Origin of the sequence: Streptomyces sp. NPDC002795 (assembly GCF_042888725.1) — a bacterium.
Lineage (GTDB): Bacteria > Actinomycetota > Actinomycetes > Streptomycetales > Streptomycetaceae > Streptomyces.
This window is the reverse complement of the sequence record NZ_JBIAQB010000006.1, coordinates 224616-250559: the sequence shown is the minus strand read 5'-3', so window position 1 is coordinate 250559 and position 25944 is coordinate 224616. Positions and strand designations below refer to the sequence as shown.

Genomic DNA, 25944 nt, shown 5'->3' with positions numbered 1-25944 from the left:
CGCTCAGCTCCAGCTGTGGCCGCAGGCCGTGCACACGTACGAGATCCCGCCGTTGGCTGAACCGGCCGGGGGCTCGGCGGGTATCACTGCCATGCCGAGGAAGCGATCGGCTTCCTCGTTGATGCTCAAGGGCATCGCGCACTCCCTCCCCAGCGGGCCGCCTTCGTCGGTCGGACACAGCCCCGTTCCGGCCGTCCGATTCTGCCACGGCGGAAGCGGCCCGGTCAGCGACGCCTGCGTACCAGTCCGGACACGACGTCCGCAGAGGTATACGCCCCGGGCACCCCCGGCAGCTCAAACCTGCCGCAAAATCGGCAACGAAAAATCCCGCCCCTTACGGGACGGGATCTTTGATTCCTGTGGAGCTAAGGAGAATCGAACTCCTGACCTCCTGCATGCCATGCAGGCGCTCTACCAACTGAGCTATAGCCCCTCGCGTTCTTCCCCCTCCGGTCTTTCCCCCGGCGGGCCGAACAAGAAGAACTTTAGCCTGCGACCTGCCGGAAAGTGAAATCCGGCCCCAGCGCCCTAGTCGTCGTCGCCGAGGACCGGTTCAGGCAGCGTGCCCGCGTTGTGCTCCAGCAGACGCCAGCCGCGGGCGCCCTCGCCGAGGACGGACCAGCAGCAGTTCGACAGGCCGCCGAGCCCCTCCCAGTGGTGGGCCTCCAGGCCGAGCAGCCGGCCGATGGTGGTGCGGATGGTGCCGCCGTGGCTGACCACGACGAGCAGGCCGTCGTCGGGCAGCTTGTCCGCGTGCCGCAGCACGACGGGCGCGGCCCGGTCGGCCACCTCGGTCTCCAGCTCGCCACCACCACGGCGCACCGGCTCGCCGCGCTTCCACGCCGCGTACTGATCACCGAAGCGGGCGATGATCTCCTCGTGCGTGAGGCCCTGCCACTCACCCGCGTACGTCTCGCGCAGGCTCTCGTCGTACGTGGCGTCGAGGCCCGTGAGCGCGGTCAGTTCGGCGGCCGTGGACGAGGCCCGCTCAAGGTCGGACGCGACGATCGCGTCCGGCCTCAGGGAGGCGAGCAGCCGGGCGGCGCGGCGGGCCTGGGCGACACCGGCCTCGGTCAGCCCGATGTCCGTGGTGCCCTGGAAGCGGCGTTCCAGGTTCCAGGCGGTCTGGCCGTGCCGCCACAGGATGACGCGCCGCCCCCGAGAGGTGCTGGTCACAGCGCCTCCTCCGCCTCTGCGACCTCGGCCTCCCGCTCCTTGGCGTGCTCCTCGCCCTTGCCGCGGGTGGCCTTGGCCTCCTCGGGCAGGTCGATCTCGGGGCAGTCCTTCCAGAGCCGCTCCAGGGCGTAGAAGACGCGCTCCTCGCTGTGCTGGACGTGGACGACGATGTCGACGTAGTCGAGCAGGATCCAGCGGGCGTCACGGTCGCCCTCGCGGCGCACCGGCTTGACGCCGAGCTCCTTGTTCAGCTTCTCCTCGATCTCGTCGACGATCGACTTGACCTGGCGGTCGTTGGGCGCCGACGCGAGCAGGAAGGCATCCGTGATGGACAGCACATCGCTGACGTCGTAGGCGATGATGTCGTGCGCGAGCTTGTCTGCGGCCGCCTGTGCGGCGACGTTGAGGAGCTCGATGGAACGGTCAGTGGCGGTCACTACGTGGCTTTCCGTCGGCGGTCTGGATCCCCCGAGAGATCCCTCAGGGCAGTACCCAAGGGTCTCACGGCCCGCCGACACCCCTCACTGCGTGACCGTGCTCACTGTCCTGTGTAGTTCTGGCCCAGCACCACGGAGACGTCCGCGTTCCTCGCCGCCTTGCCCTTCGTCACGGACGAGGACGGCAGGCCCAGGGTCTTGGCGACCTCTACGGCGTCCTTCTTGTGCGCGGCATCCGCGTACGTGACCCGAGAGGTCGCGATCGCCGTTCCGGTTCCACCGGACACGAACGTGTAGCCGCCGTTGACCAGGGCGACGCGGGCCTTCTCGGTGCGGGCCTTGTCGCCGGTGGCGTTCTCGATGCCGACGCGCGGCGACTCGCCGTTGGACGGGGACTTAACGGTGCCGCCGAGCACGTTCTCGACCACCGAGTCCGCTGTGGACCGGGAGATGGCGCCGCCGCGCTGCACCGGCAGCACCTCGCTCTTGTAGTCGCCCTCCTTGGCCCGGTCGGCGAGCTTGGCGAGGAAGGCGCCGAGGTCGCTCTCGGTCAGCGACGGGTCGAGGATCTGGGCGAGCGTCTGCACCGTGGTCGTCGCGGCCTGCGGGTCGGACGACAGCTTGCGCAGCACGCCCTGCATGACCTGCCCGAACCGCTCCAGCTGCGCCGTCTGCGGCTCGCCCTTGGCCCGGTACGTCGCGTACGCCACGGCCGCCGGGCCGCTGAGGGTCTGGTCCGCGCCCTTGTGGACGAGCACGGTGCCCTTCTTGGCGGGGTCGGGCACGCTCGCGTTCGTGGTGACGTCGATGTTCCCGACGAGCTCGACGAGGTTGTTGAGGTACGGGGTGTCGAGCCGCCAGGTGCCCTGGATGTCGGTGCCGAGCAGGGTGTCGAGACCGTCGCTCGTGCCGGAGGAGCCGTCCGCGTCCACGGACTTGGCGAGCGAGGTGTTGGTACCGTCCTCGTCCGACAGGGCGAGGGAGTTCGGCAGCAGGACGCTGGTGGCCCGCTTCGTCGTGGTGTTGTTCACGAGCAGCGCCGTGGACGTGCCGCCGCCCTTGGTGTTGTGCAGGTGGACGACGATGACGTCACGGTTCTGCGGACCGGCCGCGGCCGCCGCGCCCGCCTTCGCCGCGCCCTTCGACAGGAACGGCAGCTTGTCCTGGGACCAGAGGTAGCCGGCGCCGCCGACCAGGCACAGGGCGAGGACGACGACGAGAGCCACGCCCCGGTTGCGGCTGCGGCGCCGCGCCTCCTCGCGCCGCTCGGTGCGCGACTCGGTGAACTTCAGCCAGTCGATGACGTCTTCGGAAGTCTCGTCCGGCTCCTCGACGAACTCGAACTGCTCGGTGCGGTAGTCACGCTCGGGCCGCGGAGCTTGCGGAGCCTGCGGCGGCTCGGGCTGCGGGACCTGCTGCGGGATGTACGCGGTCGCTTGCGGGGCCTGCTGGGCCGCCTGCTGCGGCGCTCCACCGTAGGGGTCGTACGAAGGGGTTTGCTGGGGCTGCTGGTACTGCTGCCCGGTCGGCTGCTGCTGCCCGGTCGCGTACGGGTCGTAGCCGTACGCGTACGGGGAGTTCTGCTCGTACGACGGCGCCTGCTGGACCGGCCGGTAGACCGGCCGTCCGGACTCGTCATATCCGACCAGCTCGTAATTCTGCTGGTCGTAACCGTCGTATCGGTCGTTCACCGATGCCCCTCTCGGCGGTGCAGGGTTCAGTCGCCTCGGTACAGCTGGCGCTTGTCGATATAGCGCACCACACCGTCCGGCACCATGTACCAGATGGGGTCACCCTTGGCGACCCTGTCGCGGCAGTCCGTGGACGAGATGGCGAGGGCGGGAACCTCGACGAACGAGACGCCGCCCTCCGGCAGACCCGGATCGGCGAGCGTGTGGCCCGGTCGCGTGACTCCGATGAAGTGTGCCAGGGAGAAGAGTTCGTCGGTGTAACGCCAGGTGAGGATCTGGCCGAGAGCGTCGGCACCCGTGATGAAGAAGAGGTCGGCCTCGGGGTTGAGCTGACGCAGATCGCGCAGTGTGTCCGTCGTGTATGTCGGGCCACCGCGGTCGATGTCGATGCGGCTCACCGAGAACTGCGGGTTCTCGGCGGTCGCGATGACCGTCATCAGATAGCGGTCCTCGGCCGGAGAGACGTTCTTGTCGCTCTTCTGCCAGGGCTGCCCGGTGGGCACGAACACCACCTCGTCGAGGTCGAACTGCGCGGCGACCTCACTGGCCGCCACCAGGTGTCCGTGGTGGATCGGGTCGAACGTCCCGCCCATGACGCCGAGGCGTCGCTTGGCCGGTGAGACCCACTCGTGATCCGGGCCGCCGGCCGGGCTGTTGACCGGGCCGGTAGGCATGTCCTGCGCTCCCATGCGTGCAGAGCCTACTGGCCCGTTCCCACTGGTTTCGCCGGGCCCTGGGTTCAGCGGTCGCGGTTGAACCGGGTGGTGACCCACAGCAGCAGCATCAGGATGATGAAGGCCGCACCGCCCGTCACGAGGGGGCTGAGGCTTTCGTGGTTGCCGCCTTTCTCGCCTTCGGCAGCGAGAGTGGCGAGCTGGGCAGCGGTGCTGTGGAGGCTCATCTTCAGCAGGACCTATCCGGTGTGGGATCGGGATAAAGACTTCTGACCCATCGTAAGCGGTGGGGTCAGTCGTCGCTCTTGTAGCCCCGCAACAAGAACCAGGCGAGGAAGGCAGCGCCCAGAACGCCCACAATCAGCACGGTGCGCAACAGGTTCCCCGCACCCTGTTCCGCGGCTGCGCCGATGACGTGATCGATGTGTCCCATGACGGTTTCGCTCCTTCGGTGTGCTGCCCCGTCACGGTATATCCGCCTAGTGTGGACCCCACCTTGGGGGCACGGCCGGAACACTGGCGAGACACGTCGAATCTCACGGAACATGGGGGAAGTCGGATGCCCGACGAACCGAACGAGCAGCACGAGAACGTACCCAGCAGGCAGCGCCGGCGCTTCCCGGGGATCTCCTCGCGGGCGTACGAGCACCCCGCGGACCGCTCGGCGCTCGTGGCGCTGCGCAAGCTCACCGGGTTCGACACGGTCTTCAAGGCCCTGAGCGGTCTGCTGCCCGAGCGCAGTCTGCGCCTGCTGTTCCTGTCGGACTCGGTGCGGGTGTCCGAGGAGCAGTTCGCGCACCTCAACACGATGCTGCGGGACGCCTGTTACATCCTGGACCTGGAGAAGGTCCCGCCGATGTACGTCAATCAGGACCCGCAGCCGAACGCGATGTGCATCGGCCTCGACGAGCCGATCATCGTCGTCACCACGGGACTCGTGGAGCTCCTCGACGAGGAGGAGATGCGGGCCGTCGTCGGTCACGAGGCGGGCCACGCGCTGTCCGGCCACTCGGTGTACAGGACGATCCTGCTGTTCCTGACCAGCCTCGCCTTGCGCGTCGCGTGGATCCCGCTCGGCAACCTCGCGATCATGGCGATCGTGACGGCGCTGCGCGAGTGGTTCCGCAAGTCCGAACTCTCCGCGGACCGCGCCGGGTTGCTGGTCGGCCAGGACCTTCAGGCGTCCATGCGCGGCCTGATGAAGATCGCCGGTGGCAACCACCTGCACGAGATGAACGTGGACGCGTTCCTCAAGCAGGCCGAGGAGTACGAGGCCGGGGGCGATCTGCGCGACTCCGTGCTGAAGATCCTCAACGTGATGCCGCGCTCCCACCCGTTCACCACGGTGCGCGCCGCCGAGCTGAAGAAGTGGGCGGAGAGCCGCGACTACCAGCGCCTGATGGACGGTCACTACCCGCGCCGCAGCGAGGACAAGGACACCTCGGTGACGGACTCGTGGCGCGAGTCGGCCTCGCACTACACGGACTCCGTGAAGACCTCGAAGGACCCGCTGATGAAGCTGGTCAGCGACATCGCGGGCGGCGCCGGCGACATCGGCGGCCGGGTGCGGCGCGGCTTCGGGAACTTCGGCGGCGGGGGCAACAGCGGGAACCACGGCACAGACAACGGCGACGGCAAGGGCGACAGCAACGGCAACGGCGAGCGCTGATCCGTCCCGGACCGCGCGGACTACACGTGCGGCTGGGCGTCCGGCGCGAGCGCGCCGCACAGCGCGGTCGCACTGTCCGTCGCGTACGGGTCGGTGCCGGCCGGGCCGCCCTGCTTCGCGCTCTGGCCCGCGAGCAGCGGATGCAGATACCCGGCGGCGTCGGACGAGCAGGCGAGAGGGCCGGCCTGGACGTACGAGACGAGCAGCTCGGTCTGGTGGTTGCGCAGGTCCTGGCGGTCGAAGCGGAAGTGCATGGAGCGGCGGACGGTGAACAGGGAGGCCTTGGCCTTCTCACCGTCGGCCGCCTTCGTCTTTTCATCGACCTTGTCCGTCTTATCGGCCTTGTCGGCGGGCCGCAGCGCGTAGACGAACGTGTGGTCCGAGGTCACTTCGAGGGTGTTCGCGTCGGTCTCGGCCACATGCATCGCGCCGCGGACCCGGATGCGCGAATCGGCGAGTGCGGCCTGCGACGGGTCGAAGCGGACGAGCCAGCCGGTGGCCGCGTGCCGCCCGTCGGTGACCGGCCTGTTGACGCTCTGGTCGAACTGCGGGAGCTGCTGCGGGTCGATCAGCATCCGCACCGGGCGCACGGCGCCGCGCGTGAGCACGTCGGGGTCGAGCGAGGAGTCGACGAGGTAGTCCTTGGCCGTGGTCAGCGCGGTGACGACCTGGCTGTCGGAGAAGTGCGCGGTGGCCCTGGGGTCGCTCGGGAGGTCGATGGCGCGGGCGGCGCGCTCGAACCGGGCGGCGGGGCTGTGCTCGTACAGCTCCTGCACGGACTCGGATCCGGGGACGCGGCCCGTCGGGGCGAGCGGTATGACGGTCATGCGCAGGGGTTCGGTGTTCCGGGCGACCGGGGTGGTCCGGTAGGGGCTTCGTACGCCCATGTAGACGGCGGTGCCGAAGGCGATCACGATCAGGACGACGAGTATGACGGCCTGCCGGGTGAGGCCCCGGCGCAGCACGGGCAGGCGGCGCACGGCCGGTGAGTGGTCGCCGACGCGCTCCTGCGCGGAGAACTCCTGGAGCCGGGCAGCCTTGACGAACGATTCGTCGAACACGACGGATCGGTACTCTTCCTCGCTGCCGCCACTACCGGGACCGCTGTCCGGTGTCCCCTCCGGTGGGTCTCCTGGCCCGCTCATACCTTCAGGGTAGGTCTCGCCGACGCCAGGTGAACGCCCTGGTGCGCGGTCAACTTCCCCGGCCCCCGCGCGAGCGCCCCGAGCGCCCCCTCACGGGGTCCGCGGGACGGCCGAAACCGCGGGCTGGGAGTAGTCCGCGGAGGCGGAGGGAGTGCCCGGGACGTTCTTCTCCAGTTCGGTCGTCGCGGGCGGCGGGACCTCGTCCTGGCTGCCCGACGACGCGCCCCGGTAGACGGCCGTGAAGGCGAGGGCGACCATGCCGATGCCCATCAGCAGGGCGAGCGCCCAGGCGACGGGCCTGCGCCAGCGGATGCTGCCCGCCGGTCGGCCCTCGCGGTCGAGCTCCTCCTCGTACAGCTCGTCCGACTCGTCCCCGTAGCAACCGAATTCGCCGTCTTCGCCGCGGCTGTACCCGTCCGCCTCGTCGTAGAACTCGTCGTCGGGCGCCGGCCTGATGCGGGTCCTGCGGGCCTCGGCCTCCTGGGCCTCGGCGCGCGCCTGCGCGGCGGCGAGCAGCCGCTCGACCGCGGTGGGCTCATGGACCTCGGCAGCTTTGACGAATTCCTCGTCGAAGACCACGGAGGCGAACTCTTCGTCCGAGCCCCCGCGGTCGTGGTCGTCGTCGGGCTCCCAGCCGTCCGGCAACGGCGAGCCCCCCACGTCCTCCGGCACCTGTCCAGCGTAGACCGAAGGGGTCAATTTGGGCAGACGGTAAGGGAATTCATCGGGTGTGGCCGTCGCCTGTGACGATGTACTTCGTGCTCGTCAGCTCGGGCAGGCCCATGGGGCCGCGGGCGTGCAGCTTCTGTGTGGAGATGCCGATCTCGGCGCCGAAGCCGAACTGGCCGCCGTCGGTGAACCGCGTCGAGGCGTTGACCGCGACGGTCGTGGAGTCGACGAGCTGCGTGAAGCGGCGGGCGGCCGCTTGCGAGGTCGTGACGATAGCCTCGGTGTGCCCGGAGGACCACAGGCGGATGTGCTCGACCGCCGCGTCCATGTCGTCGACGACCGCGGCCGCGATGTCGTAGCTGAGGTACTCGGTCTCCCAGTCGTCCGGGGTCGCCTCGACGACGGTGGCCTTGCACCCGGCCGTGCTCTTGGCGTATTCCGCGATCCGGGGGTCCGCGTGCACGGTGACGCCCGCCTCGGCGAGCGCGTCGAGGGCGCGCGGCACGAACGCGTCGGCGACGTCCTGGTGGACGAGGAGCGTCTCGGCCGCGTTGCACACGGAGACGCGGTGGGCCTTGGAGTTGACGAGGATGTCGACCGCCATGTCGAGGTCGGCGTCGGCGTCCACGTAGACGTGGCAGTTGCCGGTGCCGGTCTCGATCACGGGGACGGTCGAGTTTTCGACGACGTTCTTGATGAGCGAGGCGCCGCCACGCGGGATCAGTACGTCGACCAGGCCGCGGGCGCGCATCAGCTCGGTCACCGAGTCGCGGCTCTCGCCGGGGACGAGCTGGATCGCGTCGGCGGGCAGGCCCGCGCCGCCGACGGCGTCGCGCAGCACGCGGACGAGCGCGGTGTTCGACTCGTAGGCCGATGAACTGCCGCGCAGCAGGACCGCGTTGCCCGACTTGAGGCAGAGGGCGGCGGCGTCGACCGTGACGTTCGGACGGGCCTCGTAGATGATGCCGACGACGCCGAGCGGGACGCGGATCTGGCGCAGGTCGATGCCGTTGGGGAGGGTGTTGCCGCGGACGACCGTGCCGACCGGGTCGGGCAGGGCGATGACGTCGCGTACGTCGGAGGCGATGGCCCGGACGCGCTCCGGGGTGAGCGTGAGCCGGTCGATGATCGCCTCGGGGGTGCCGGCCTCGCGGGCCTTGGCGATGTCCCTGGCGTTGGCCTCGACGATCTCGGCGGTACGCACTTCCAGGGCGTCGGCGATGGCGCCGAGGGCGTCGTCCTTGTGGGCGCGCGGCAGGGAGGCGAGGTCGTGGGCCGCGGACCTTGCGCGGTACGCGGTCTGGGTGACCGGGGTCAGCGAGTCGTACGGGTTCAGCGGCAGCGACGTCATGCTCCGCAGGATATCGGGGGTGTGGTCCAGGTCGACCGTGTGTTTCGGGAGGTGAGACATGGCTGAAATGCGGCCTTGGCCACAGGGGGTGAGGTTTCCGCCTCGTGACGTCGCAGTGCTGCTGCGCGCCGTTCCCCGCGCCCCTTGGTCAGAAGGGGTGGACGCCCACCGGAGTGGCCGGCAAGGGGCCGTAGCCCTCCGCGATGCGTTGGTGGTAGGTCTGGCGGTCGATGACCTCCAAGCCGACGATCTCCCAGGGCGGGAGCTGCGACGTGCGGCGGTGTTCGCCCCACAGGCGCAGGGCCACCGCCGCCGCGTCATGCAGGTCGCGCGCCTCTTCCCAGTAGCGGATCTCGGCGTGGTCCACCGCGTAGCGGCTCGTCAGCAGGAAGGGGTGGTCGTGCGCGAGCTGTTCGAGGCCGCGGCGCACCTCCGCGATCGGCGCCTCGGCGCCGGAGACGCTGAGCGTGACGTGCCACAGGCGCGGGCCCTGCTCGGCGCTCCCCTCGGCGGCCTCTCCCGCGGTCTCCTCGTCGTACGCGTCGTACGCGTCCCCCGCGGCCACGCTCGTCAGCGCCCGCTCCGCCGACCCTCGGGACCCCTTGGACGCGACCCCCGGGCGCGCTCGTCTCACGACGGCCTCCTTTGCGCAATGGTCGTGCGGACCTTCCCCGGATGAACTCCCTGCCTCAAGAGTTGAGCAGGACACGGAGCTTCATGGGGCGGTTTTGGGGAAGGTCCCCCACGGGTGGCAGGCTTTCGGCCTTTCACACAGGGGGTTTCGAAGGCGCGCGGGCCGTTTCAAGCCTGGAGGATGACCAAGTCGTCCCTGTGTACGACTTCCCGTTCGTAGGCAGGACCGAGGTCGCGGGCCAGCTCGCGCGTGGAGCGGCCGATCAGCTGCGGGATCTCCTTGGCGTCGAAGTTGACGAGCCCGCGGGCGACCGCGCGCCCCCGCTCGTCGCGCAGCTCGACCGGGTCGCCCGCGCCGAACTCGCCCTCCACGGCCGCGATCCCGGCGGGCAGCAGCGACTTGCGCCGCTCGACCACGGCTCGTACGGCGCCGTCGTCGAGGGTGATCGCGCCCTGCGGCGTCGACGCGTGCTGCAGCCACAGCAGGCGGTCGGCGCTGCGGCGGCCGGTGCGGTGGAAGTACGTGCCGGTGTCGCGGGCGGCGAGGGCGTCGGCGGCGTGCGTGGCGGAGGTGAGGACGACCGGGATGCCGGCGGCCGCGGCGATCGAGGCGGCCTCGACCTTGGTGACCATGCCGCCGGTGCCGACGCCCGCCTTTCCGGCGGAGCCGATCCTGACGTGCGCGATGTCGGCGGGGCCGCGCACCTCGGCGATGCGGGAGCTGCCGGGCTTGGCGGGGTCGCCGTCGTAGAGGCCGTCGATGTCGGAGAGGAGCACCAGCAGGTCCGCGTGCACGAGGTGGGCGACGAGGGCCGCGAGCCGGTCGTTGTCGCCGAAGCGGATCTCGTCCGTGGCCACCGTGTCGTTCTCGTTGACGACCGGGAAGGAGCCCATCGCCAGTAGCTGGTCGAGGGTGCGCGACGCGTTGCGGTGGTGGGCGCGGCGGGCCATGTCGTCGCTGGTCAGAAGGACCTGGCCGACGCGGACTCCGTAGCGCGCGAAGGAGGCGGTGTAGCGGGCGACGAGGAGGCCCTGCCCGACGCTCGCCGCGGCCTGCTGGCGGGCGAGGTCCTTGGGGCGGCGGGTCAGGCCCAGCGGGGCGAGTCCCGCGGCGATGGCACCGGAGGAGACCAGGACGATCTCCTTCTCTCCCCCTCCGCGCTGCTTCGCCAGGACGTCGACGAGCGCGTCGACGCGGTCCGCGTCGAGGCCTCCCGCCGCCGTCGTGAGTGACGACGATCCGACCTTGACGACGATGCGGCGGGCGTCCGACACGCCCTGCCGTGACGTCCCCGACGCTGCCCCAGTTCTTGCCCCTGACATGCCTGGCAATGTACGTGACCTGCCGCTTCGACCGCTCTTGGGTTTCGAGGTACGGACAGGGCCGTGGACGCCGGGTAACCAGGAGAGGGAGTTGGTCCCCGCTCCTTCACGCCATTTGCCCCTGTTTCCGCTGCTTGCGGGCCTGGAGGATTGCTAGGGGGCCACTGAAAGTCATACGGTCAGTGGTCAGCATTCCGCGAGGTGGACCTCCCCCACGGTCCCCCCACCCTCCGAGACCCCCTGCCAGGAGCCCAGCCCGTGCCCTCCGCCGGACGCGCCTCGCGCCGCCTCGTGCAGCTTTCAGCGCTGTTCACGATGTTCGCGCTCTATGTGGCCCAGCTCGTCAGCGCGCTCGTTCCGTATGTTCCCCTCTTCGTCGCCGCGAGCGCGGCTGGACTCGCCCTCGACACGTACCTGCAGTACAAGCAGCCGGGGCTGCTCTCGCTGCTCGGCAAGATCCGCTTCGACGTCACGGTGCGGCAACTGCTGCGCGACATGCTGATCTTCGTCGGCCTGCTGCGCATCAGCGGTATCAACCCGCTCGACGAGCAGGCGCCGCTGCTGGTGATGGTGCTCGCGATGTACCTGCTGCACTTCGCCTGCCAGGCGGCCGCGGTCCTGGTCCGCCGTTCCCGCACGCTGCCGATCGTCACGCGCAACATCGACACGTCCGCGCTGAACCTGACCAAGTCGCCGCCGCGCCTCCTGGCCCGCCGTGCGGCCCACCGCCTGCTCACCTTCGCGATCCCGTCCACCCTCGGACTGGTGATCACGGCTGCGACGACCAACGCCCTGTGGGGCGTCATCGGCATCGGCGTCTCGATCGCCCTGTTCCTCCTCGGCACGGTCTTCCTCGGTACGTGGCTGCTGCCGAAGAAGCGTCCGCTGAACGACGCCAAGGTCACCGAGTGGCTCGACGCGTGGCTGGCCGACTACCGGCCGACCGTCGGCATGTACTTCTCCGGCGGCACCACCTCCGCGTACCAGGCGAACATGTGGCTCTCCACGCTCGCCGCGGTCGACGGCAAGCCGCTGATCGTGCTGCGTGAGCGCTTCATGGTGAACAAGATCGACGCCACCGATGTGCCGATCATCTGCTTCCCGAAGGTCGCCACGATGTTCTCCCTGGAGAATTCGACGCTGAAGATGCTGCTGCACCCGGCGAACGCCGCGAAGACCTCGCAGGTCCTGCGCATCCCCACGATCAAGCACGCGTTCACCAACCACGGCGAGTCCGACAAGCTGAGCTCCTGCAACCCGTACGCGAAGGCGTACGACGAGGTGTGGGTGGCCGGTCCCGCGGCGCGCGACCGCTACCAGCTCGCCGACGTCGGCGTCGACGACCGGGACGTCGTCGAGGTGGGCCGCCCGCAGCTGGCGCCCATCAAGCTGGCGGACGGCCCGGCCACGGGTGCGTACACGACGGTGCTGTACGCCCCGACGTGGGAGGGCTGGGACGGCAACCCGGGCAACACCTCGGTCATCCTCGCGGGCGAGAACATCGTCCGGAACCTGCTCGACGACCCCAAGGTCCGGCTGATCTACAAGCCGCACCCGATGACCGGTTCGCAGGTACCCGCCGCCGGTGAGGCCAACCAGCGCATCATGGCGATGATCGAGGAGGCCAACACGCGTCGCTCCGGCGCGCGTCCGGGCCCCGAGGCCGCCGTCGAGCTGGAGCGTCGCTTCGAGGCGCTGAACGAGCTGACCTCCACCAAGTTCCCCAAGGGCACGGACGAGATGGAGCGGATGCTGCTCCAGGGCCGGCCCGACGGGGACCGGGCGGCGGCGGTGGCCGAGGCGACCGCGGCGTGGGAGGAGGCGTACTGGGCCTCGTTCCCCGAGTGGGAGCACCTGATCATCACCCAGGCGCGGCCCGCGATCTTCACGTGCTTCAACGCGGCGGACGTCCTCGTCTCCGACGTCTCCTCGGTCGTCTCCGACTGGCTGAGCAGCGAGAAGCCGTACGCGGTGGCCAACACGTCGGGGCTTTCGGAGGACGACTTCCGCACCGGTTTCCCGACGGTGCGCGCCGCGACGGTCCTCTCGCCCGAGGCGACCGAGGTCCCCGAGCTGCTCGCGGTCGTCCGCGGCGAGGCGGAGGACGCCCACGCCGAGGCCCGTGTGGCCCTGAAGGAGCACCTCCTCGGCCCCTCGGACCCGCCGTCCATCGACCGCTTCAACGTCGCCGTACGCGCCCTGTGCGCGAAGGCCGACGAGCGGCGGGCCCGGATGGAGGCCCGCGGCGACGACGAGGTGCCGCCGACCCGTGAGGACTCCGTGGCGGAGCAGGCGGCCGAGGCGGAGGCCGCGGAGGCGGCGACCGAGTCGGAGCCGGAGGACACGGTTACCGCGTAGCGTTTGGCCGTATGTGCTTGGGGCCCGGGAGAAGTTCTCCCGGGCCCCTTTGCGTGTGCGCGCCCGCCCGCTCCCCGGCCACGGGGCTCCGCCCCGGACCCCGCGCCTCAAACGCCGGCGGGGCTTGAAATGCCCCGGCGCAGCGAAAAGCGGGCCGCACCTTTCGGTGTGGCCCGCCCGTTGTCAGAGGCTAGAAAGGCTCGAAGTCGTCGAACTGCTGCTGCGACTCGTCGCGCTCCGCCTGCTTGTCGCGGCGGCGCTGCGTGGCCGGTCGCGGTGCTTCGAGGCGGTGGTCCTCGCCACGCCGTCCGAGCATCTCGGCGCCCGCCATCATCGTGGGCTCCCAGTCGAAGACGACCGCGTTGTCCTCGGGGCCGATCGCGACGCCGTCACCGTGCTTGGCGCCCGCCTTCATCAGCGATTCCTCGACGCCGAGGCGGCTGAGCCGGTCGGCGAGGTAACCGACGGCCTCGTCGTTGTTGAAGTCGGTCTGGCGCACCCAGCGCTCGGGCTTCTCGCCGCGGACGCGGTACAGCGGCTCGCCCTCGGCGTCCTCGCGCGTGACGGTGAAGCCCGCGTCGTTCACGGCCTTGGGCCGGATGACGACCCGGGTCGCCTCCTCCTTCGGCTTGGCGGCACGCCCCTCGGCCACCAGACCGGCGAGCGCGAACGACAGTTCCTTGAGGCCCTTGTGGGCGACGGCCGACACCTCGAAGACCTGGTAGCCGCGCTCCTCCAGGTCGGGCCTGACCATGTCGGCGAGGTCCTGACCGTCGGGCACGTCGATCTTGTTGAGGACGACGAGGCGCGGCCGGTTCTCCAGGCCCGCCCCGTACTCCTTCAGCTCCTCCTCGATGACGTCGAGGTCGGACACCGGGTCGCGGTCGGACTCCAGCGTCGCCGTGTCCAGGACGTGCACGAGGACGCTGCAGCGCTCCACGTGCCGCAGGAACTCCAGGCCGAGGCCCTTGCCCTGGCTGGCGCCGGGGATCAGGCCGGGCACGTCCGCGATCGTGTAGACCGTCGAGCCGGCCGTCACGACGCCCAGGTTCGGGACCAGCGTCGTGAACGGGTAGTCCGCGATCTTCGGCTTGGCGGCGGAGAGCACCGAGATCAGCGAGGACTTGCCCGCGCTGGGGTAGCCGACGAGCGCCACGTCCGCGACGGTCTTCAGCTCCAGGACGACATCGCCCTCGTCGCCCGGCACACCGAGCAGCGCGAAGCCGGGCGCCTTGCGGCGGGCCGAGGCGAGGGCCGCGTTGCCGAGGCCTCCGCGACCGCCCTGCGCGGCGATGAACGTGGTGCCCTGGCCGACCATGTCGGCCAGGACGTTGCCCTGCTTGTCGAGGACGACCGTGCCGTCGGGCACCGGCAGGACCAGGTCCTGGCCGTCCTTGCCCGTGCAGTGGTCGCCCGCGCCGGGCACGCCGTTGGTCGCCTTGCGGTGCGGCGAGTGGTGGTAGTCGAGCAGCGTCGTGACGTCCTGGTCGACGACCAGGATCACGTCACCGCCACGGCCGCCGTTGCCGCCGTCCGGGCCGCCTAGCGGCTTGAACTTCTCCCGGTGAACGGAGGCACAGCCGTGGCCCCCGCTACCCGCGGCGACATGCAGCTCGACGCGGTCCACGAAGGTGGTCATGGTTTGGTGCCTCCAGAAACGTACGGAAATGTCTCTACTTCAACGCGCGAAAGGCGGACCCGCTTCCCGAACGGGAAGTGAGGTCCGCCTCGCGAAAAAATCCAGGTCAGAAAGCCCTCAGGGGTTTCAGACGACCGGGACGATGTTCACGACCTTACGGCCACGGTGGGTACCGAACTCCACCGCACCCGCGGCGAGCGCGAAGAGGGTGTCGTCCTTGCCACGGCCAACCGAGTTGCCCGGGTGGAAGTGGGTGCCGCGCTGGCGGACCAGGATCTCACCGGCGTTGACGGCCTGACCGCCGAAGCGCTTCACGCCGAGCCGCTGAGCATTGGAATCGCGCCCGTTCCGAGTGGACGATGCGCCCTTCTTGTGTGCCATCTTGTCTCAGTCCCTTACTTCGCAGCCGTGGGGATACCGGTGACCTTGATCGCCGTGTACTGCTGGCGGTGACCCTGGCGACGGCGGTAGCCGGTCTTGTTCTTGTAGCGAAGGATGTCGATCTTCGCGCCTTTGTGGTGGTCCACGACCTCGGCCTGGACCTTGATGCCGGCCAGCACCCACGGGTCGCTGGTCACGGCGTCGCCGTCGACAACGAGCAGCGTAGAGAGCTCTACGGTGTCGCCAACCTTGGCGGTGGGAAGCTTGTCAACCTCAACGATGTCGTCGACAGCAACCTTGTGCTGACGACCACCGCTGCGCACGATGGCGTACACGGATCTCTCTTTTCGCTCGGAACGGGACCCCCGCAGTCCAGCCGCGTGAAGCGGCCTCTCCCGGATTTCACGAGGAACTCCGGGAGGAAACAGGTTTACGGGAGTACGGCGCATCGATGGACACGCCGACGGTCAAGGTTACGGGGCGCCCCACAGAAGGGCAAACCGGCCCCTGACCGACAGGCTCACGTGGTCTTGATCTCACCGTCCTGCGGCAGCGCCTTGACGCCCTTGCACAGGTTCGTGTTGTCCGAGGCCCCCGGGTACGCGACGCCCCACACCTTGTTGAAGTGTGTGCGGTACGTGTCGTGCACGGAGTCGTCGTCGATCTTGACGTACGCCTCGTCGTTCTCGCGCAGCGCCGGGTTCGAGGCGTTCTGCGAGCCGGTGAACGTGATCTTGTTGCGCGCGCCGTCGTACATGCCGTCGATCGCCACGTACTTGGTGTGGATGATGTACGGCGTCGTCGGCGAGGTCCGCGGGTCGTTGTAGCAGCGCAGCGGCGGTGCGCCCGTGGAGTGCATCGACTTCCAGGTGCCGCTGTCGGACGTCGCGTACTCGATCTGGACCGTGCAGCCCGCCTTCTTCAGCGAGACCAGCTTGTCGGCGATGGCCTGCCGGGTGATCTGGAAGATCGCGGCGCGCACGATCGTCTTCTTCGTGGTGCCGGTCGCCGCGTCCTTGTAGGTGCACGAGACGTTGTTGAGCACCGAGTGCAGGGTGTCCGTGGAGTTGGTGGTGCCGGCCCGCGGGAAGAAGTACGCCTTGTAGCGGCCGTTGCTGACCGTGCGGTAGTCCCAGTTCGCCCAGTCCTTGACGACCATGTCGTCGAAATAGTCCGCGTACGCGCCGTACAGGACCGGGTTGTTGGGCAGCTGGAGCGCGTCGTTGAAGAACTTCGTGCTCGCGGACGGCGTGGAGTTCGCCGTGGTCTGCACGACGACGTTCGTGGCGCCCTCGACGGCCGAGAACAGCCAGAACTTGTTGTGCATGATCGACTTACCGAACTTCGGGTCGCCGAGGCACGACTTGTTCGTGGGGCACAGCTGCACGAAGGACGGGTTGGCGCGGCTGGTGCCGAACAGCCCGACCAGCTGCGAGTACACCGTGTTGTCCGGCCGGTCCGTCTTGCTCGTCGAGTCGAGCAGGATCTGCACGCGCACGCCGCGGTCCCTGGCGCGCTTCAGGGCGTCGACGATCGTCTGCTCCCACACGTGGAACACGGCGACCTTGATGGTCGAGCCGGGCAGCGCCGCGTCCGTCAGCTCGACGAGCCTGGTGCGGATGGCGTACTGCTCCTGGGTGGCGCCCAGCGGATCGTTGAAGATCGGTCCCTCGGTCCAGGTCCGTGCCTCGTCCGCCTGCGCGGTTCCCGCGGCGACCCCCGCCTGCACCCCGGCCGCCGAGAGCACGGTGGCCAGGGCCACCATCTGCCGTCCGACCTTGACCGGCTTCGTGGCACGGTGTCTGCCCGTGCCTCTGAGACGCACGTGCGCCATCGCATTCCCTCCCCTGACACGAGTACGCATCTCCCCAACGCGCACCCACGTCCTTCACTTGTATGACTGCATGAGTTTTACAGGCAGTTGCCCGAGCACCAAGAGGCGGGGGTGGATCGAGTGCTCATCGAGACCTCCCGTGTACACCGCACACGACGACGCCCCCGCACAGCGGTGCTGTGCGGGGGCGTAGCTGCCCGGTGGTCCGGGCGGAGGCTCAGGCCTCGGCGGCCGCGGTCTTCTTCGCGGTCGTCTTCTTGGCCGTCGTCTTCTTGGCGGCCGTCTTCTTGGCGGTGGTCTTCTTCGCCGCCGCCTTCTTGGCCGTCGTCTTCTTGGCTGCCGACTTCTTGGCAGCCGCCTTGGGCTCGTCCGCCTCGGCGGCCGGCTCAGCCGGCTCGGCAGTCTCGGCGGCGGCCTTGCTCGCGGCCGTCTTGGAAGCGGCCGTCTTCTTGGTGGCGGCCTTCTTCGCCGGCGCCTTCTTGGCCGTCTTACGGACGGCCTTCTTGGCGGCGGGCGCCTCCTCGGCCTCCTCCGGCGCGGCGTCCTGGGCGGGCGCCTCGTCCGCGGTGGACGGGACGACCACGACGGCCGTGTCCGCGGCAGCGGTCGGGGCGGTCGCCTTGCGGACGGCGCGACGGCGCGGGCGGGCCGGGGCCGCGGCCTCGGTCGCCTCCGCCTTCGGCTCCTCGGGCTCGGCGGCCTTCGGCTCCTCCACGGGCTCGGCCTTCACCGGCTCCGTGACGGTCACCGCGGCGGCCTCCTCCGAGGCCTTCGGGGAACCGGCGGGAGCGGACGCCTTGCGCGTGGCACGGCGGCGCGGGCGCGGCGCGGGGGCCTCGTCCTGCACGGGCTCGGGCGCGGGGGCCTCGACCGGCTCTGCGGCCTTCGGCTCCTCGACAACCGGCTCGGGCGCCGGGGCCTCGACCGCAGCCTCCGCGGCCCTCCGCTCCTCCGCCTTGGCGGCCCGCTCGGCCTTCGACTTCCTGCCGGACCTCGCCGGCTTCTCGGCCTCCGCCTGCGGGGCACCGGCCGGGGCCGACGCACGGCGCGTGGCGCGGCGACGCGAGCGGCCACGCCCCGCGGCGGACTCCGCCTCCGCGGCGCTGGAGTACAGCTCCTCGTCCGGGACGAAGGCATCCGTCAGCGGCTCCGCCGCGGGCGGCTCGGGCAGCGCCACCGGGGCGGCCGCCTCCGCGGCGACCTCGGCCTCGGTCTCGGGCTGCTCCGCGGCCGGGGCCTCGTGCGTCTCGTGCTGGTGGTCCCCGTTGCCGCCACGGCCGCGCTTCTTGCGCTTGCCGCCGCCACCGCCTGCCGCGGGCTGCTCCATGTGCACGATGACGCCGCGGCCGTTGCAGTGCACGCAGGTCTCGGAGAAGGACTCCAGGAGGCCCTGACCGACACGCTTACGGGTCATCTGGACCAGGCCGAGCGAGGTCACCTCGGCGACCTGGTGCTTCGTACGGTCCCTGCCCAGGCATTCGAGCAGGCGGCGCAGGACCAGGTCCCGGTTGGACTCCAGGACCATGTCGATGAAGTCGATGACGACGATGCCGCCCAGGTCGCGCAGCCGCAGCTGGCGCACGATCTCCTCGGCCGCCTCCAGGTTGTTCCTGGTCACGGTCTCTTCGAGGTTGCCGCCCTGGCCGGTGAACTTCCCGGTGTTGACGTCGACGACGATCATCGCCTCGGTCTTGTCGATCACGAGGGAGCCGCCGGACGGCAGCCACACCTTGCGGTCGAGCGCCTTGGCGAGCTGCTCGTCGATCCGGTACGTCGCGAAGACGTCGACCTCGGACGTCCACCGCGACAGGCGGTCCGACAGGTCGGGCGCCACGTGGTTGACGTAGCCGTGGATGGTGTCCCACGCCTCGTCACCGCTGACGATGACCTTGGAGAAGTCCTCGTTGAAGATGTCGCGCACGACGCGGACGGTCATGTCCGGCTCGCCGTACAGCAGGCTCGGCGAGGACGTCGAGATCTGCTTGGACTTCTTCTGGATGTCCTCCCACTGCTCCTGCAGACGCTCGACGTCGCGGCGCAGCTCGTCCTCGCTCGCGCCCTCGGCGGCGGTGCGCACGATGACGCCCGCGTCCTCGGGGACGATCTTCTTGAGGATGGTCTTCAGGCGCGCGCGCTCGGTGTCGGGCAGCTTGCGGCTGATGCCGGTCATCGAGCCCTCGGGCACGTAGACCAGGTAGCGGCCGGGCAGCGAGACCTGGCTGGTCAGGCGGGCGCCCTTGTGGCCGATCGGGTCCTTGGTGACCTGCACGAGCACGGACTGGCCGGACTTGAGGGCGGTCTCGATGCGGCGCGGCCCGTTGGCCATGCCGAGCGCCTCGAAGTTGACCTCACCGGCGTAGAGCACCGCGTTGCGGCCCTTGCCGATGTCGATGAAGGCGGCCTCCATCGACGGCAGCACGTTCTGGACCTTGCCCAGGTACACGTTGCCGACGTACGAGGTCGACTGCTCCTTGTTGACGTAGTGCTCGACGAGGATGTCGTCCTCGAGCACACCGATCTGGGTGCGCTCGCCGTGCTGGCGGACCACCATCACGCGCTCGACGGCCTCGCGGCGCGCCAGGAACTCGGCCTCGGTGATGATCGGGACGCGGCGGCGCCCCTGCTCCCGGCCCTCGCGGCGGCGCTGCTTCTTGGCCTCCAGACGCGTGGAGCCCTTGATGGACTGCACCTCGTCCGAGGACGTCGACCGCTCGGCCCGCTCTTCCTTCTTGCGCGGCTCGCGGACCTTGACGACCGTGCGCTCCGGGTCGTCGGCCGGCTGCTCCGCCTCGGGGCCGCTGTCACCGGCGCGACGGCGACGGCGACGGCGGCGACGGCTGCTGCTCGAACCGCCGGAGCCCGCGGACTCCTCGGACTCGGCCCGGTCGTCGTCGGACTCCCCGGCGGCGGGCTCGGCGTCGTCGTCGGACTCGCCGTCGTTCTCGGCGTCGTTGTCGACGTCACCGGACTCGCCGCGGCGACGGCGACGGCCACCCCGGCGACGGCGGCGGGCCGGGCGGTCCCCGTGCTCGTCCTGCTCGTCGTTCTCGTTGTCCTCGTCGGCCCGCTGGTCCTGGGCCTCGGGCTCGGCCTCGGCCGCGGGGGCCTCGGTGACCGGAGCGGCCTCGGCCGCGGCGGGCTGCTCGTCGGCGGCGCGACGGCGGCGACGACGGCGCGGCCCCTGCTCCTCCTCGACGGCGGCGGCGGGCGCGGGGGCAGCAGCGGCGGCGGGCTGCTGGGGCTCGGGCTGCTCCTCCTCGACGGCCTCGGCCGCGGCAGCGGCGGCGGCCCGCTCCGGCGTCTGGAACATCGGCTCGGTGAAGACGGGCGCCTGGAACGTGGCGATGGAGGGCCGCTTCGAGCGCGACTCGCCGTCCTGCTCGTCACGGCCGGCCCTCGCCGGCTTCGATCCGGACCTGGCGGACTTCGCGGCCTTGGTGGCCTTGGACGCCTTCGGCTCGGCGAAACCGCCTGCGGCCTTACGGGTGGCGCGGCGCCGGCGGCGCGGCGACTCGTCCTCGGCGCTCTCGGCGTTCTCGGCGCTCTCCGTGGTCTCGGCCTCGGTCGTCTCGGCGGCGATGGCGTCGGAGATCTCGGGGGGACCGGCGGGCGCGGTGGTGCCACGGGTGGCACGGCGACGGCCGCGGCGCGGACCGGAGTCCTCGTCGGCGGCCGTCTCAGGCTCGGCGGCGGCCTCGGCCTGCGGCTCCTCGACGATGGCGGCGGCCGGAGCCTCCGGGGTCGACACGGTGCGGGTGGCACGGCGACGGTTACGACGCGGGCCCGAGCCCTCATCAGCGACCGGCTCCGGCTCCACGGCGGACTCCGCGGCGGCCTCGGCCCGCGGCTCCTCCACGGGGGCGGCCGGGGCGGCCTGGGCGTCCGGGGTCGACACGGTGCGGGTGGCGCGGCGACGGCTGCGGCGCGGGGCCGCGGGCTCCTCGGCGGCAGCCGGCTCCGGCTCGGCGACGGGCTCGGCGGGCTCCGCCACCACGGTCGTCGTCCCGGCCTGCTCGGCGGGCGCACCGGTGGGCGCGGAGGCGCGTCGGGTCGCGCGGCGGCGCGGGCGGGCGGCGGGCGCCGGGGCCTCGGCGGCCGGGGAATTCCCGGGGGTCTCGACGGGCGCCTCTGCGGCGGCCGGAGTCCTGGTGACAGTGGCCGGTACGGCCACAGCGGCGTCCTCGGTGGCGGCGGTCCCCGCGACCGGCGGGCCCGCGGGGCGCGACGCGGCCCGGCGCCGACGGCGCGGGGGCAGGGTGTCGCTGGGGCTGTCCAGCTCAGAGTTGGTGGGTTCGGTCTCGGGCATGCGGGTGGATCTCCCGTCGGGCCTCCGGGCGCCGCGCCTGATCCGTGACCGGTGACGTCTGCGGCTCACGCGCATCGATACGAGCGCGGTGCCGCCGGTCCGGGGCGCGGGCGCCGCACGGAGGCTCTCTGTCTGTTCTCGCCGGTTCCGGTACGCGATGTACGTACGGCCTCGCGAAAGTCCTTGGGTGGGTGCGCTGCCCGACCCAGATGGCTCCCGAGTACGAGGGCGGCGCTACGACGACCGCCTTACGCGGGACCTTCCACGGCGTGCGCCGTCGCGTTGGCAGTTCCTGCGGCCGCCTTTTGTGGGGCGGCCCGGTCTGCCTCGCGGTCGAGCGCGAGCGGGTCGGTCACCGTGCCTGTCTCTGCGTCGAAAGGCCCCTGCGCCAGCCTGGTCACCGCTGCGGGGACCGGCGGCGCCAGGTCGGCCACGGCGCGAAGACCGGACAGGACGTCGTCGGGTCGAACGGCAGGCGTCACGTGCCGAACAACCAGCCGCAGTATCGCACAGGCCGTGTCGCTGGGCCTATCAGCCGGACCAGCCGAAACGTCGGAGACCTCGAGCACGTCCAGGCCGGCGACCGCCTCGCGGGCGTCGAACGTCCGGATCCCGCTCTTTGTCTTCCTCTGTACCTCGACGCTCTCCGCCGCGCGGAACGCGTCCACGGCGCGCGCGGCCTCATCGACACTCACGCCGTCGAGCCGCAGCTCCCACACGGAGGCGGCGAGCCGGTCGGCGAGGCCCGAGGTGCGGGCCTCGACGGCGTCCACGATGTCGAGGCCGGTGGGCATCGACTCGTCCAGGAGTTCCCTGAGCTTCTCGGGGTCGCGCGGCGCGGTGAGCGCGATCTCCAGGTACTCGGCCTCGCTGCCCGTGCCGGTGGGTGCGGCATTGGCGTACGACACCTTCGGGTGCGGCGTGAACCCCGCCGAGTACGCCATGGGCACCTCGGCACGGCGCAGCGCACGCTCGAAAGCGCGCTGGAAGTCACGGTGGCTGGTGAACCGGAGGCGGCCGCGCTTGGTGTAGCGCAGACGGATGCGCTGCACCGCGGGTGCGGGCGGCGGGCCTACGGGCTGTCGCTTGCCCAGTGTCCTAGTCCTTAATGAATGCGGTCTTCGTGGGTGCGGTCGTACTGCCGTCAAGACTACGTCCCCGCGGGCCGCCCGGTTCCCTCCGGTCGCTGACCTGCGGTTCAGCTCGCGATGCCGGGCCGAACAGCAGGCGCCGCACGTCGGCCCGTGCCTGCCGGGCCGCGGCGCGCACGCTCGCGGCCACGCGCCCGACGGGCCGCAGGACGTAGTCGCGCACGACGTGCCCGACCGGGGTGAGCACGGTGCGGTACACCCAGCGCAGCGGATCCACGATCAGCCACCGCAGCGCCCGGCCGACGGCACGGGACACGTACCCGGCCACCCGCCAGGCAACCCGCAGCGCGTCCCAGATCTCCCGTCCCACGACGGCGAGCGCCCGGCCGACCGGCGCGAGCACGTACGCCCACAGCGCGAGCAGCGGGACCACGACCAACACCCGTACCAGCCAGGCGAGTCCACGGCCGAGCGGCGCCAACACGTAGTCCCGCAGCGCCCTTCCGACGGGCGCGAGGACATGGACGTACAGCCACACCGCGGGGACGACCAGCAACACCCGGCCGAGCCAGCGCAGTCCACGGCCGAAGGGTGCGAGCACGTAGCGCCACAGCATCTGGCACGGCCAGACCAGCAGCCCGTACAGCACCCACCCGATCGCCCGCGCGAGCGGCAGCAGCAGCCATTTGCTCACGAAGCGCCCGGCCGCGACGAGTGCGTCCCACAGGAGCCGCAGGGGCACCACGAGGACGACCATCACGATCCGCAGCGGCAGCCGGATCGCGGTGACAAGGCAGCCCTCGGGGGCCGGATCGGGGCGCTTTTCCAAGTCCATGTATCTCCAGACGCTCACGACGCCTCCGCGGATGCGGCCCGGCATGGCCTGCCCAGCTCACACGCCGTATGTTCGGGGGCAGTCTGCAAAACCGCAGTTCCACCTGTAGGGGGAGGAATCACACATGATCACACTGACGAAGGAAGACGGCCCCGCTGACCTGGACGGGGTGACCCATCTGTCCATCGGGGTGTCCTGGGACCCCACCGCCGGCAGCAGCGGGGGCGTCCTCGGCGCGCTGCGCCGCAAGCAGGGGACGGACCTCGACCTGATCGCCGTCGCGATGCAGGGCGGGGATCCGGTGCGCCTGGCCGGCCTCGACTCGCTGGACCCGATGGGCAACGGCTCGCTCGTCCACAGCGGCGACAACCAGACCGGCAAGGGCGACGGCGACGACGAGACGGTCACGGTCGAGTTCTCGCGCCTTCCCCAGCAGATCACGGCGGTCGTGTTCGTGGCCGCCGCGTACAAGAAGGGCAGTTCGTTCCAGAAGGCCCGCAACATCAGCTTCAAGGTGTACGACGCGACGGGCGGCAGCACCCAGCAGGTCGCCGACATCTGGCCGAGCCTGATGACCAGCGACAACGGCTGCGCGGTCGCCAAGGCCATGCGCGTGGGCAGCTCCTGGAAGCTGGAAGTCATCAACACGCCGGGCAAGGTCAAGCAGGGTGACGAGCGCGCCCTGATGCGGTTCGCCGCCAGCAAGTAGCCCAAGTGACGTGAAGGGGCGGCCGGTTGGAGAACCGGCCGCCCCTTCTTGCGTACGTATGCCGCTACTTGACGACCGTCAGCGGCAGCAGCTGCTTGCCCGTCGGGCCGATCTGGATGTTCGTGTCCATCGCCGGGCAGACACCGCAGTCGAAGCACGGCGTCCAGCGGCAGTCCTCGACCTCGGTCTCGTCGAGCGAGTCCTGCCAGTCCTCCCAGAGCCAGTCCTTGTCGAGACCGGAGTCCAGGTGGTCCCAGGGCAGGACCTCCTCGTACGTGCGCTCACGCGTCGTGTACCAGTCGACGTCCACGCCGTACGCGGGCAGCGTCCTCGCGGCGCAGGCCATCCAGCGGTCGTAGCTGAAGTACTCGCGCCAGCCGTCGAAGCGGCCGCCGTCCTCGTAGACGGCGCGGATGACGGAGCCGATGCGGCGGTCGCCGCGCGAGAGCAGGCCCTCGACGATGCCGGGCTTGCCGTCGTGGTAGCGGAAGCCGATGGAGCGGCCGTACTTCTTGTCGCCACGGATCTTGTCGCGGAGCTTGGCGAGCCGCTCGTCCGTCTCCGTGGAGCTGAGCTGCGGCGCCCACTGGAACGGGGTGTGCGGCTTCGGGACGAATCCGCCGATCGACACCGTGCAGCGGATGTCGTTGCCCGCGACCTCGCGGCCCTTGGCGATCACGTTCGCCGCCATGTCGGCGATCTGCAGGACGTCCTCGTCGGTCTCGGTGGGCAGGCCGAGCATGAAGTACAGCTTCACCTGGCGCCAGCCGTTGCCGTACGCGGTCGCGACCGTACGGATCAGGTCCTCTTCGGAGACCATCTTGTTGATGACCTTGCGCATGCGCTCACTGCCGCCCTCGGGGGCGAAGGTGAGTCCTGAGCGGCGGCCGTTGCGCGTGAGCTCGTTGGCGAGGTCGATGTTGAAGGCGTCCACGCGGGTCGAGGGGAGGGACAGACCGATCTTGTCCTCCGTGTACCGGTCCGCCAGGCCCTTGGCGACCTCGCCGATCTCGGAGTGGTCCGCCGAGGACAGCGAGAGGAGGCCGACCTCTTCGAAGCCGGTCGCCTTGAGACCCTTGTCGACCATCTCGCCGATGCCGGTGATGCTTCGCTCCCGCACGGGGCGCGTGATCATGCCGGCCTGGCAGAAACGGCAGCCGCGGGTGCAGCCGCGGAAGATCTCGACGGACATCCGCTCGTGGACGGTCTCGGCGAGCGGCACGAGGGGCTGCTTCGGGTACGGCCACTCGTCGAGGTCCATGACGGTGTGCTTGGACACCCGCCACGGGACGCCCGACCTGTTCGGCACGACGCGGCCGATGCGGCCGTCCGGCAGGTACTCGACGTCGTAGAAGCCCGGGATGTAGACGCTGCCGGTCTTCGCGAGGCGGAGCAGGACCTCCTCGCGACCGCCGGGTCGGCCCTCGGCCTTCCACTGGCGGATGATCTCGGTCATGTCGAGCACGGCCTGCTCACCGTCGCCGATGATCGCGGCGTCGATGAAGTCGGCGATCGGCTCGGGGTTGAACGCGGCGTGGCCACCGGCGAGCACGATCGGGTCCTCGACCGTGCGGTCCTTGGACTCCAGCGGGATGCCGGCCAGGTCGAGCGCGGTCAGCATGTTCGTGTAGCCGAGCTCGGTGGAGAAGCTGAGCCCGAAGACGTCGAAGGCCTTGACCGGGCGGTGGCTGTCGACCGTGAACTGCGGGACCTCGTGCTCGCGCATGAGTTCCTCAAGGTCGGGCCACACGCTGTAGGTGCGCTCGGCGAGGACGCCCGCGCGTTCGTTGAGGACCTCGTACAGGATCATGACGCCCTGGTTGGGCAGACCGACCTCGTACGCGTCCGGGTACATGAGCGCCCAGCGGACGTCGCACTCCTCCCACGGCTTGACCGTGGAGTTCAGCTCACCGCCGACGTACTGGATCGGCTTCTGCACATGCGGCAGCAAGGCTTCGAGCTGCGGAAAGACAGATTCCACCGTCGAGGCGGCGGCTTCGGCAGACATACCGTTGACCTTCGT

At 70.4% G+C, this 25944-nt stretch carries 23 protein-coding genes and 1 tRNA gene; 3 read left to right on the top strand and 21 right to left on the bottom strand.

The window, feature by feature from the left end:
- Positions 1 to 3 precede the first annotated feature (3 nt).
- The 8 genes from ACFYWS_RS19865 to ACFYWS_RS19830 form a co-directional block, all read right to left on the bottom strand.
- The gene (locus ACFYWS_RS19865) at positions 4 to 135 is read right to left on the bottom strand and encodes a hypothetical protein (RefSeq protein ID WP_389277962.1); all 132 of its coding nucleotides are present in this window, start codon (positions 133 to 135) and stop codon (positions 4 to 6) included.
- A 225-nt stretch (positions 136 to 360) separates the two neighbouring features.
- A tRNA-Ala gene (locus ACFYWS_RS19860) sits at positions 361 to 433 on the bottom strand.
- Between the two features lie 95 nt (positions 434 to 528).
- On the bottom strand, positions 529 to 1176 hold the full coding sequence (locus tag ACFYWS_RS19855; RefSeq protein WP_389277959.1) for a histidine phosphatase family protein: 648 nt from the start codon (positions 1174 to 1176) through the stop codon (positions 529 to 531).
- Positions 1173 to 1613 (bottom strand): ribosome silencing factor, encoded by a 441-nt coding sequence (gene rsfS, locus ACFYWS_RS19850; protein ID WP_389277956.1) that lies wholly within the window; start codon positions 1611 to 1613, stop codon positions 1173 to 1175. Before rsfS ends, ACFYWS_RS19855 begins: the two co-directional genes overlap by 4 nt.
- A gap of 101 nt (positions 1614 to 1714) precedes the next feature.
- Entirely contained in the window at positions 1715 to 3304 is a 1590-nt protein-coding gene (locus tag ACFYWS_RS19845; protein ID WP_389277953.1) for an LCP family protein, read from the bottom strand.
- Between the two features lie 26 nt (positions 3305 to 3330).
- Positions 3331 to 3993, bottom strand: a complete 663-nt coding sequence (nadD, locus tag ACFYWS_RS19840; protein ID WP_389277950.1) for a nicotinate-nucleotide adenylyltransferase — start codon at positions 3991 to 3993, stop codon at positions 3331 to 3333.
- Between the two features lie 50 nt (positions 3994 to 4043).
- Positions 4044 to 4205 carry a hypothetical protein gene (locus tag ACFYWS_RS19835; protein ID WP_389277947.1) on the bottom strand — a complete coding sequence of 54 codons (162 nt, stop codon included), beginning with the start codon at positions 4203 to 4205 and terminating at the stop codon, positions 4044 to 4046.
- A 65-nt stretch (positions 4206 to 4270) separates the two neighbouring features.
- Positions 4271 to 4411 (bottom strand): hypothetical protein, encoded by a 141-nt coding sequence (locus ACFYWS_RS19830; protein ID WP_389277945.1) that lies wholly within the window; start codon positions 4409 to 4411, stop codon positions 4271 to 4273.
- A gap of 126 nt (positions 4412 to 4537) precedes the next feature.
- Here ACFYWS_RS19830 and ACFYWS_RS19825 point away from each other — a divergent pair, with 126 nt between their 5' ends.
- Complete coding sequence (locus ACFYWS_RS19825) at positions 4538 to 5647, top strand: M48 family metallopeptidase (RefSeq protein WP_389277942.1); 1110 nt, start codon at positions 4538 to 4540, stop codon at positions 5645 to 5647.
- A gap of 20 nt (positions 5648 to 5667) precedes the next feature.
- Here the strand turns inward: ACFYWS_RS19825 and ACFYWS_RS19820 are convergent, their stop codons facing one another.
- From ACFYWS_RS19820 to proB, 5 genes are all read right to left on the bottom strand, one after another.
- Positions 5668 to 6792: a hypothetical protein gene (locus tag ACFYWS_RS19820; RefSeq protein WP_389277939.1), complete on the bottom strand. Its 1125-nt coding sequence runs from the start codon at positions 6790 to 6792 to the stop codon at positions 5668 to 5670.
- A gap of 90 nt (positions 6793 to 6882) precedes the next feature.
- The gene (locus ACFYWS_RS19815) at positions 6883 to 7491 is read right to left on the bottom strand and encodes a hypothetical protein (protein ID WP_389277936.1); all 609 of its coding nucleotides are present in this window, start codon (positions 7489 to 7491) and stop codon (positions 6883 to 6885) included.
- 22 nt (positions 7492 to 7513) lie between these two features.
- Positions 7514 to 8812 carry a glutamate-5-semialdehyde dehydrogenase gene (locus tag ACFYWS_RS19810; RefSeq protein WP_389277933.1) on the bottom strand — a complete coding sequence of 433 codons (1299 nt, stop codon included), beginning with the start codon at positions 8810 to 8812 and terminating at the stop codon, positions 7514 to 7516.
- 148 nt (positions 8813 to 8960) lie between these two features.
- The gene (locus tag ACFYWS_RS19805; protein ID WP_389277930.1) at positions 8961 to 9446 is read right to left on the bottom strand and encodes a hypothetical protein; all 486 of its coding nucleotides are present in this window, start codon (positions 9444 to 9446) and stop codon (positions 8961 to 8963) included.
- Between the two features lie 167 nt (positions 9447 to 9613).
- Complete coding sequence (gene proB, locus ACFYWS_RS19800) at positions 9614 to 10720, bottom strand: glutamate 5-kinase (RefSeq protein WP_389277927.1); 1107 nt, start codon at positions 10718 to 10720, stop codon at positions 9614 to 9616.
- 306 nt (positions 10721 to 11026) lie between these two features.
- Here proB and ACFYWS_RS19795 point away from each other — a divergent pair, with 306 nt between their 5' ends.
- Positions 11027 to 13126 carry a hypothetical protein gene (locus ACFYWS_RS19795; RefSeq protein WP_389277924.1) on the top strand — a complete coding sequence of 700 codons (2100 nt, stop codon included), beginning with the start codon at positions 11027 to 11029 and terminating at the stop codon, positions 13124 to 13126.
- Positions 13127 to 13316: 190 nt separating this feature from the next.
- On the opposite strand, the gene obgE is transcribed toward ACFYWS_RS19795, so the two are convergent.
- The 7 genes from obgE to ACFYWS_RS19760 form a co-directional block, all read right to left on the bottom strand.
- A complete protein-coding gene (gene obgE / locus ACFYWS_RS19790; RefSeq protein WP_389277920.1) occupies positions 13317 to 14765 on the bottom strand; it encodes a GTPase ObgE in 1449 nt (482 codons plus the stop codon).
- Between the two features lie 126 nt (positions 14766 to 14891).
- Positions 14892 to 15146: a 50S ribosomal protein L27 gene (gene rpmA, locus ACFYWS_RS19785; RefSeq protein ID WP_326024204.1), complete on the bottom strand. Its 255-nt coding sequence runs from the start codon at positions 15144 to 15146 to the stop codon at positions 14892 to 14894.
- A 14-nt stretch (positions 15147 to 15160) separates the two neighbouring features.
- A complete protein-coding gene (gene rplU, locus ACFYWS_RS19780; RefSeq protein ID WP_326024203.1) occupies positions 15161 to 15481 on the bottom strand; it encodes a 50S ribosomal protein L21 in 321 nt (106 codons plus the stop codon).
- A gap of 185 nt (positions 15482 to 15666) precedes the next feature.
- Entirely contained in the window at positions 15667 to 16980 is a 1314-nt protein-coding gene (locus ACFYWS_RS19775; RefSeq protein ID WP_389277916.1) for a phospholipase D-like domain-containing protein, read from the bottom strand.
- 217 nt (positions 16981 to 17197) lie between these two features.
- Positions 17198 to 21286: a ribonuclease E/G gene (locus tag ACFYWS_RS19770; RefSeq protein WP_389277913.1), complete on the bottom strand. Its 4089-nt coding sequence runs from the start codon at positions 21284 to 21286 to the stop codon at positions 17198 to 17200.
- A 248-nt stretch (positions 21287 to 21534) separates the two neighbouring features.
- The gene (locus ACFYWS_RS19765) at positions 21535 to 22338 is read right to left on the bottom strand and encodes a TIGR03936 family radical SAM-associated protein (RefSeq protein WP_389277910.1); all 804 of its coding nucleotides are present in this window, start codon (positions 22336 to 22338) and stop codon (positions 21535 to 21537) included.
- Positions 22339 to 22384: 46 nt separating this feature from the next.
- Positions 22385 to 23212 (bottom strand): hypothetical protein, encoded by an 828-nt coding sequence (locus ACFYWS_RS19760; protein ID WP_389278841.1) that lies wholly within the window; start codon positions 23210 to 23212, stop codon positions 22385 to 22387.
- A 124-nt stretch (positions 23213 to 23336) separates the two neighbouring features.
- Between ACFYWS_RS19760 and ACFYWS_RS19755 the strand changes: the two genes are divergently transcribed.
- Positions 23337 to 23921 carry a TerD family protein gene (locus tag ACFYWS_RS19755; protein WP_389277907.1) on the top strand — a complete coding sequence of 195 codons (585 nt, stop codon included), beginning with the start codon at positions 23337 to 23339 and terminating at the stop codon, positions 23919 to 23921.
- Positions 23922 to 23985: 64 nt separating this feature from the next.
- On the opposite strand, the gene ACFYWS_RS19750 is transcribed toward ACFYWS_RS19755, so the two are convergent.
- Complete coding sequence (locus ACFYWS_RS19750; protein ID WP_389277904.1) at positions 23986 to 25929, bottom strand: TIGR03960 family B12-binding radical SAM protein; 1944 nt, start codon at positions 25927 to 25929, stop codon at positions 23986 to 23988.
- Positions 25930 to 25944 lie beyond the last annotated feature (15 nt).

What these genes read in the sequence shown, in the direction of transcription:
- ACFYWS_RS19770 (WP_389277913.1), bottom strand. Translation starts at nt 21,286, where the DNA reads ATGCCCGAGACCGAACCCACCAACTCTGAGCTGGACAGCCCCAGCGAC.
- ACFYWS_RS19810 (WP_389277933.1), bottom strand. Translation starts at nt 8,812, where the DNA reads ATGACGTCGCTGCCGCTGAACCCGTACGACTCGCTGACCCCGGTCACC.
- rpmA (WP_326024204.1), bottom strand. Translation starts at nt 15,146, where the DNA reads ATGGCACACAAGAAGGGCGCATCGTCCACTCGGAACGGGCGCGATTCC.
- ACFYWS_RS19760 (WP_389278841.1), bottom strand. Translation starts at nt 23,212, where the DNA reads ATGGACTTGGAAAAGCGCCCCGATCCGGCCCCCGAGGGCTGCCTTGTC.
- ACFYWS_RS19865 (WP_389277962.1), bottom strand. Translation starts at nt 135, where the DNA reads ATGCCCTTGAGCATCAACGAGGAAGCCGATCGCTTCCTCGGCATGGCA.
- ACFYWS_RS19750 (WP_389277904.1), bottom strand. Translation starts at nt 25,929, where the DNA reads ATGTCTGCCGAAGCCGCCGCCTCGACGGTGGAATCTGTCTTTCCGCAG.
- ACFYWS_RS19835 (WP_389277947.1), bottom strand. Translation starts at nt 4,205, where the DNA reads ATGAGCCTCCACAGCACCGCTGCCCAGCTCGCCACTCTCGCTGCCGAA.
- ACFYWS_RS19830 (WP_389277945.1), bottom strand. Translation starts at nt 4,411, where the DNA reads ATGGGACACATCGATCACGTCATCGGCGCAGCCGCGGAACAGGGTGCG.
- obgE (WP_389277920.1), bottom strand. Translation starts at nt 14,765, where the DNA reads ATGACCACCTTCGTGGACCGCGTCGAGCTGCATGTCGCCGCGGGTAGC.
- ACFYWS_RS19755 (WP_389277907.1), top strand. Translation starts at nt 23,337, where the DNA reads ATGATCACACTGACGAAGGAAGACGGCCCCGCTGACCTGGACGGGGTG.
- ACFYWS_RS19825 (WP_389277942.1), top strand. Translation starts at nt 4,538, where the DNA reads ATGCCCGACGAACCGAACGAGCAGCACGAGAACGTACCCAGCAGGCAG.
- nadD (WP_389277950.1), bottom strand. Translation starts at nt 3,993, where the DNA reads ATGGGAGCGCAGGACATGCCTACCGGCCCGGTCAACAGCCCGGCCGGC.
- ACFYWS_RS19775 (WP_389277916.1), bottom strand. Translation starts at nt 16,980, where the DNA reads ATGGCGCACGTGCGTCTCAGAGGCACGGGCAGACACCGTGCCACGAAG.
- ACFYWS_RS19820 (WP_389277939.1), bottom strand. Translation starts at nt 6,792, where the DNA reads ATGAGCGGGCCAGGAGACCCACCGGAGGGGACACCGGACAGCGGTCCC.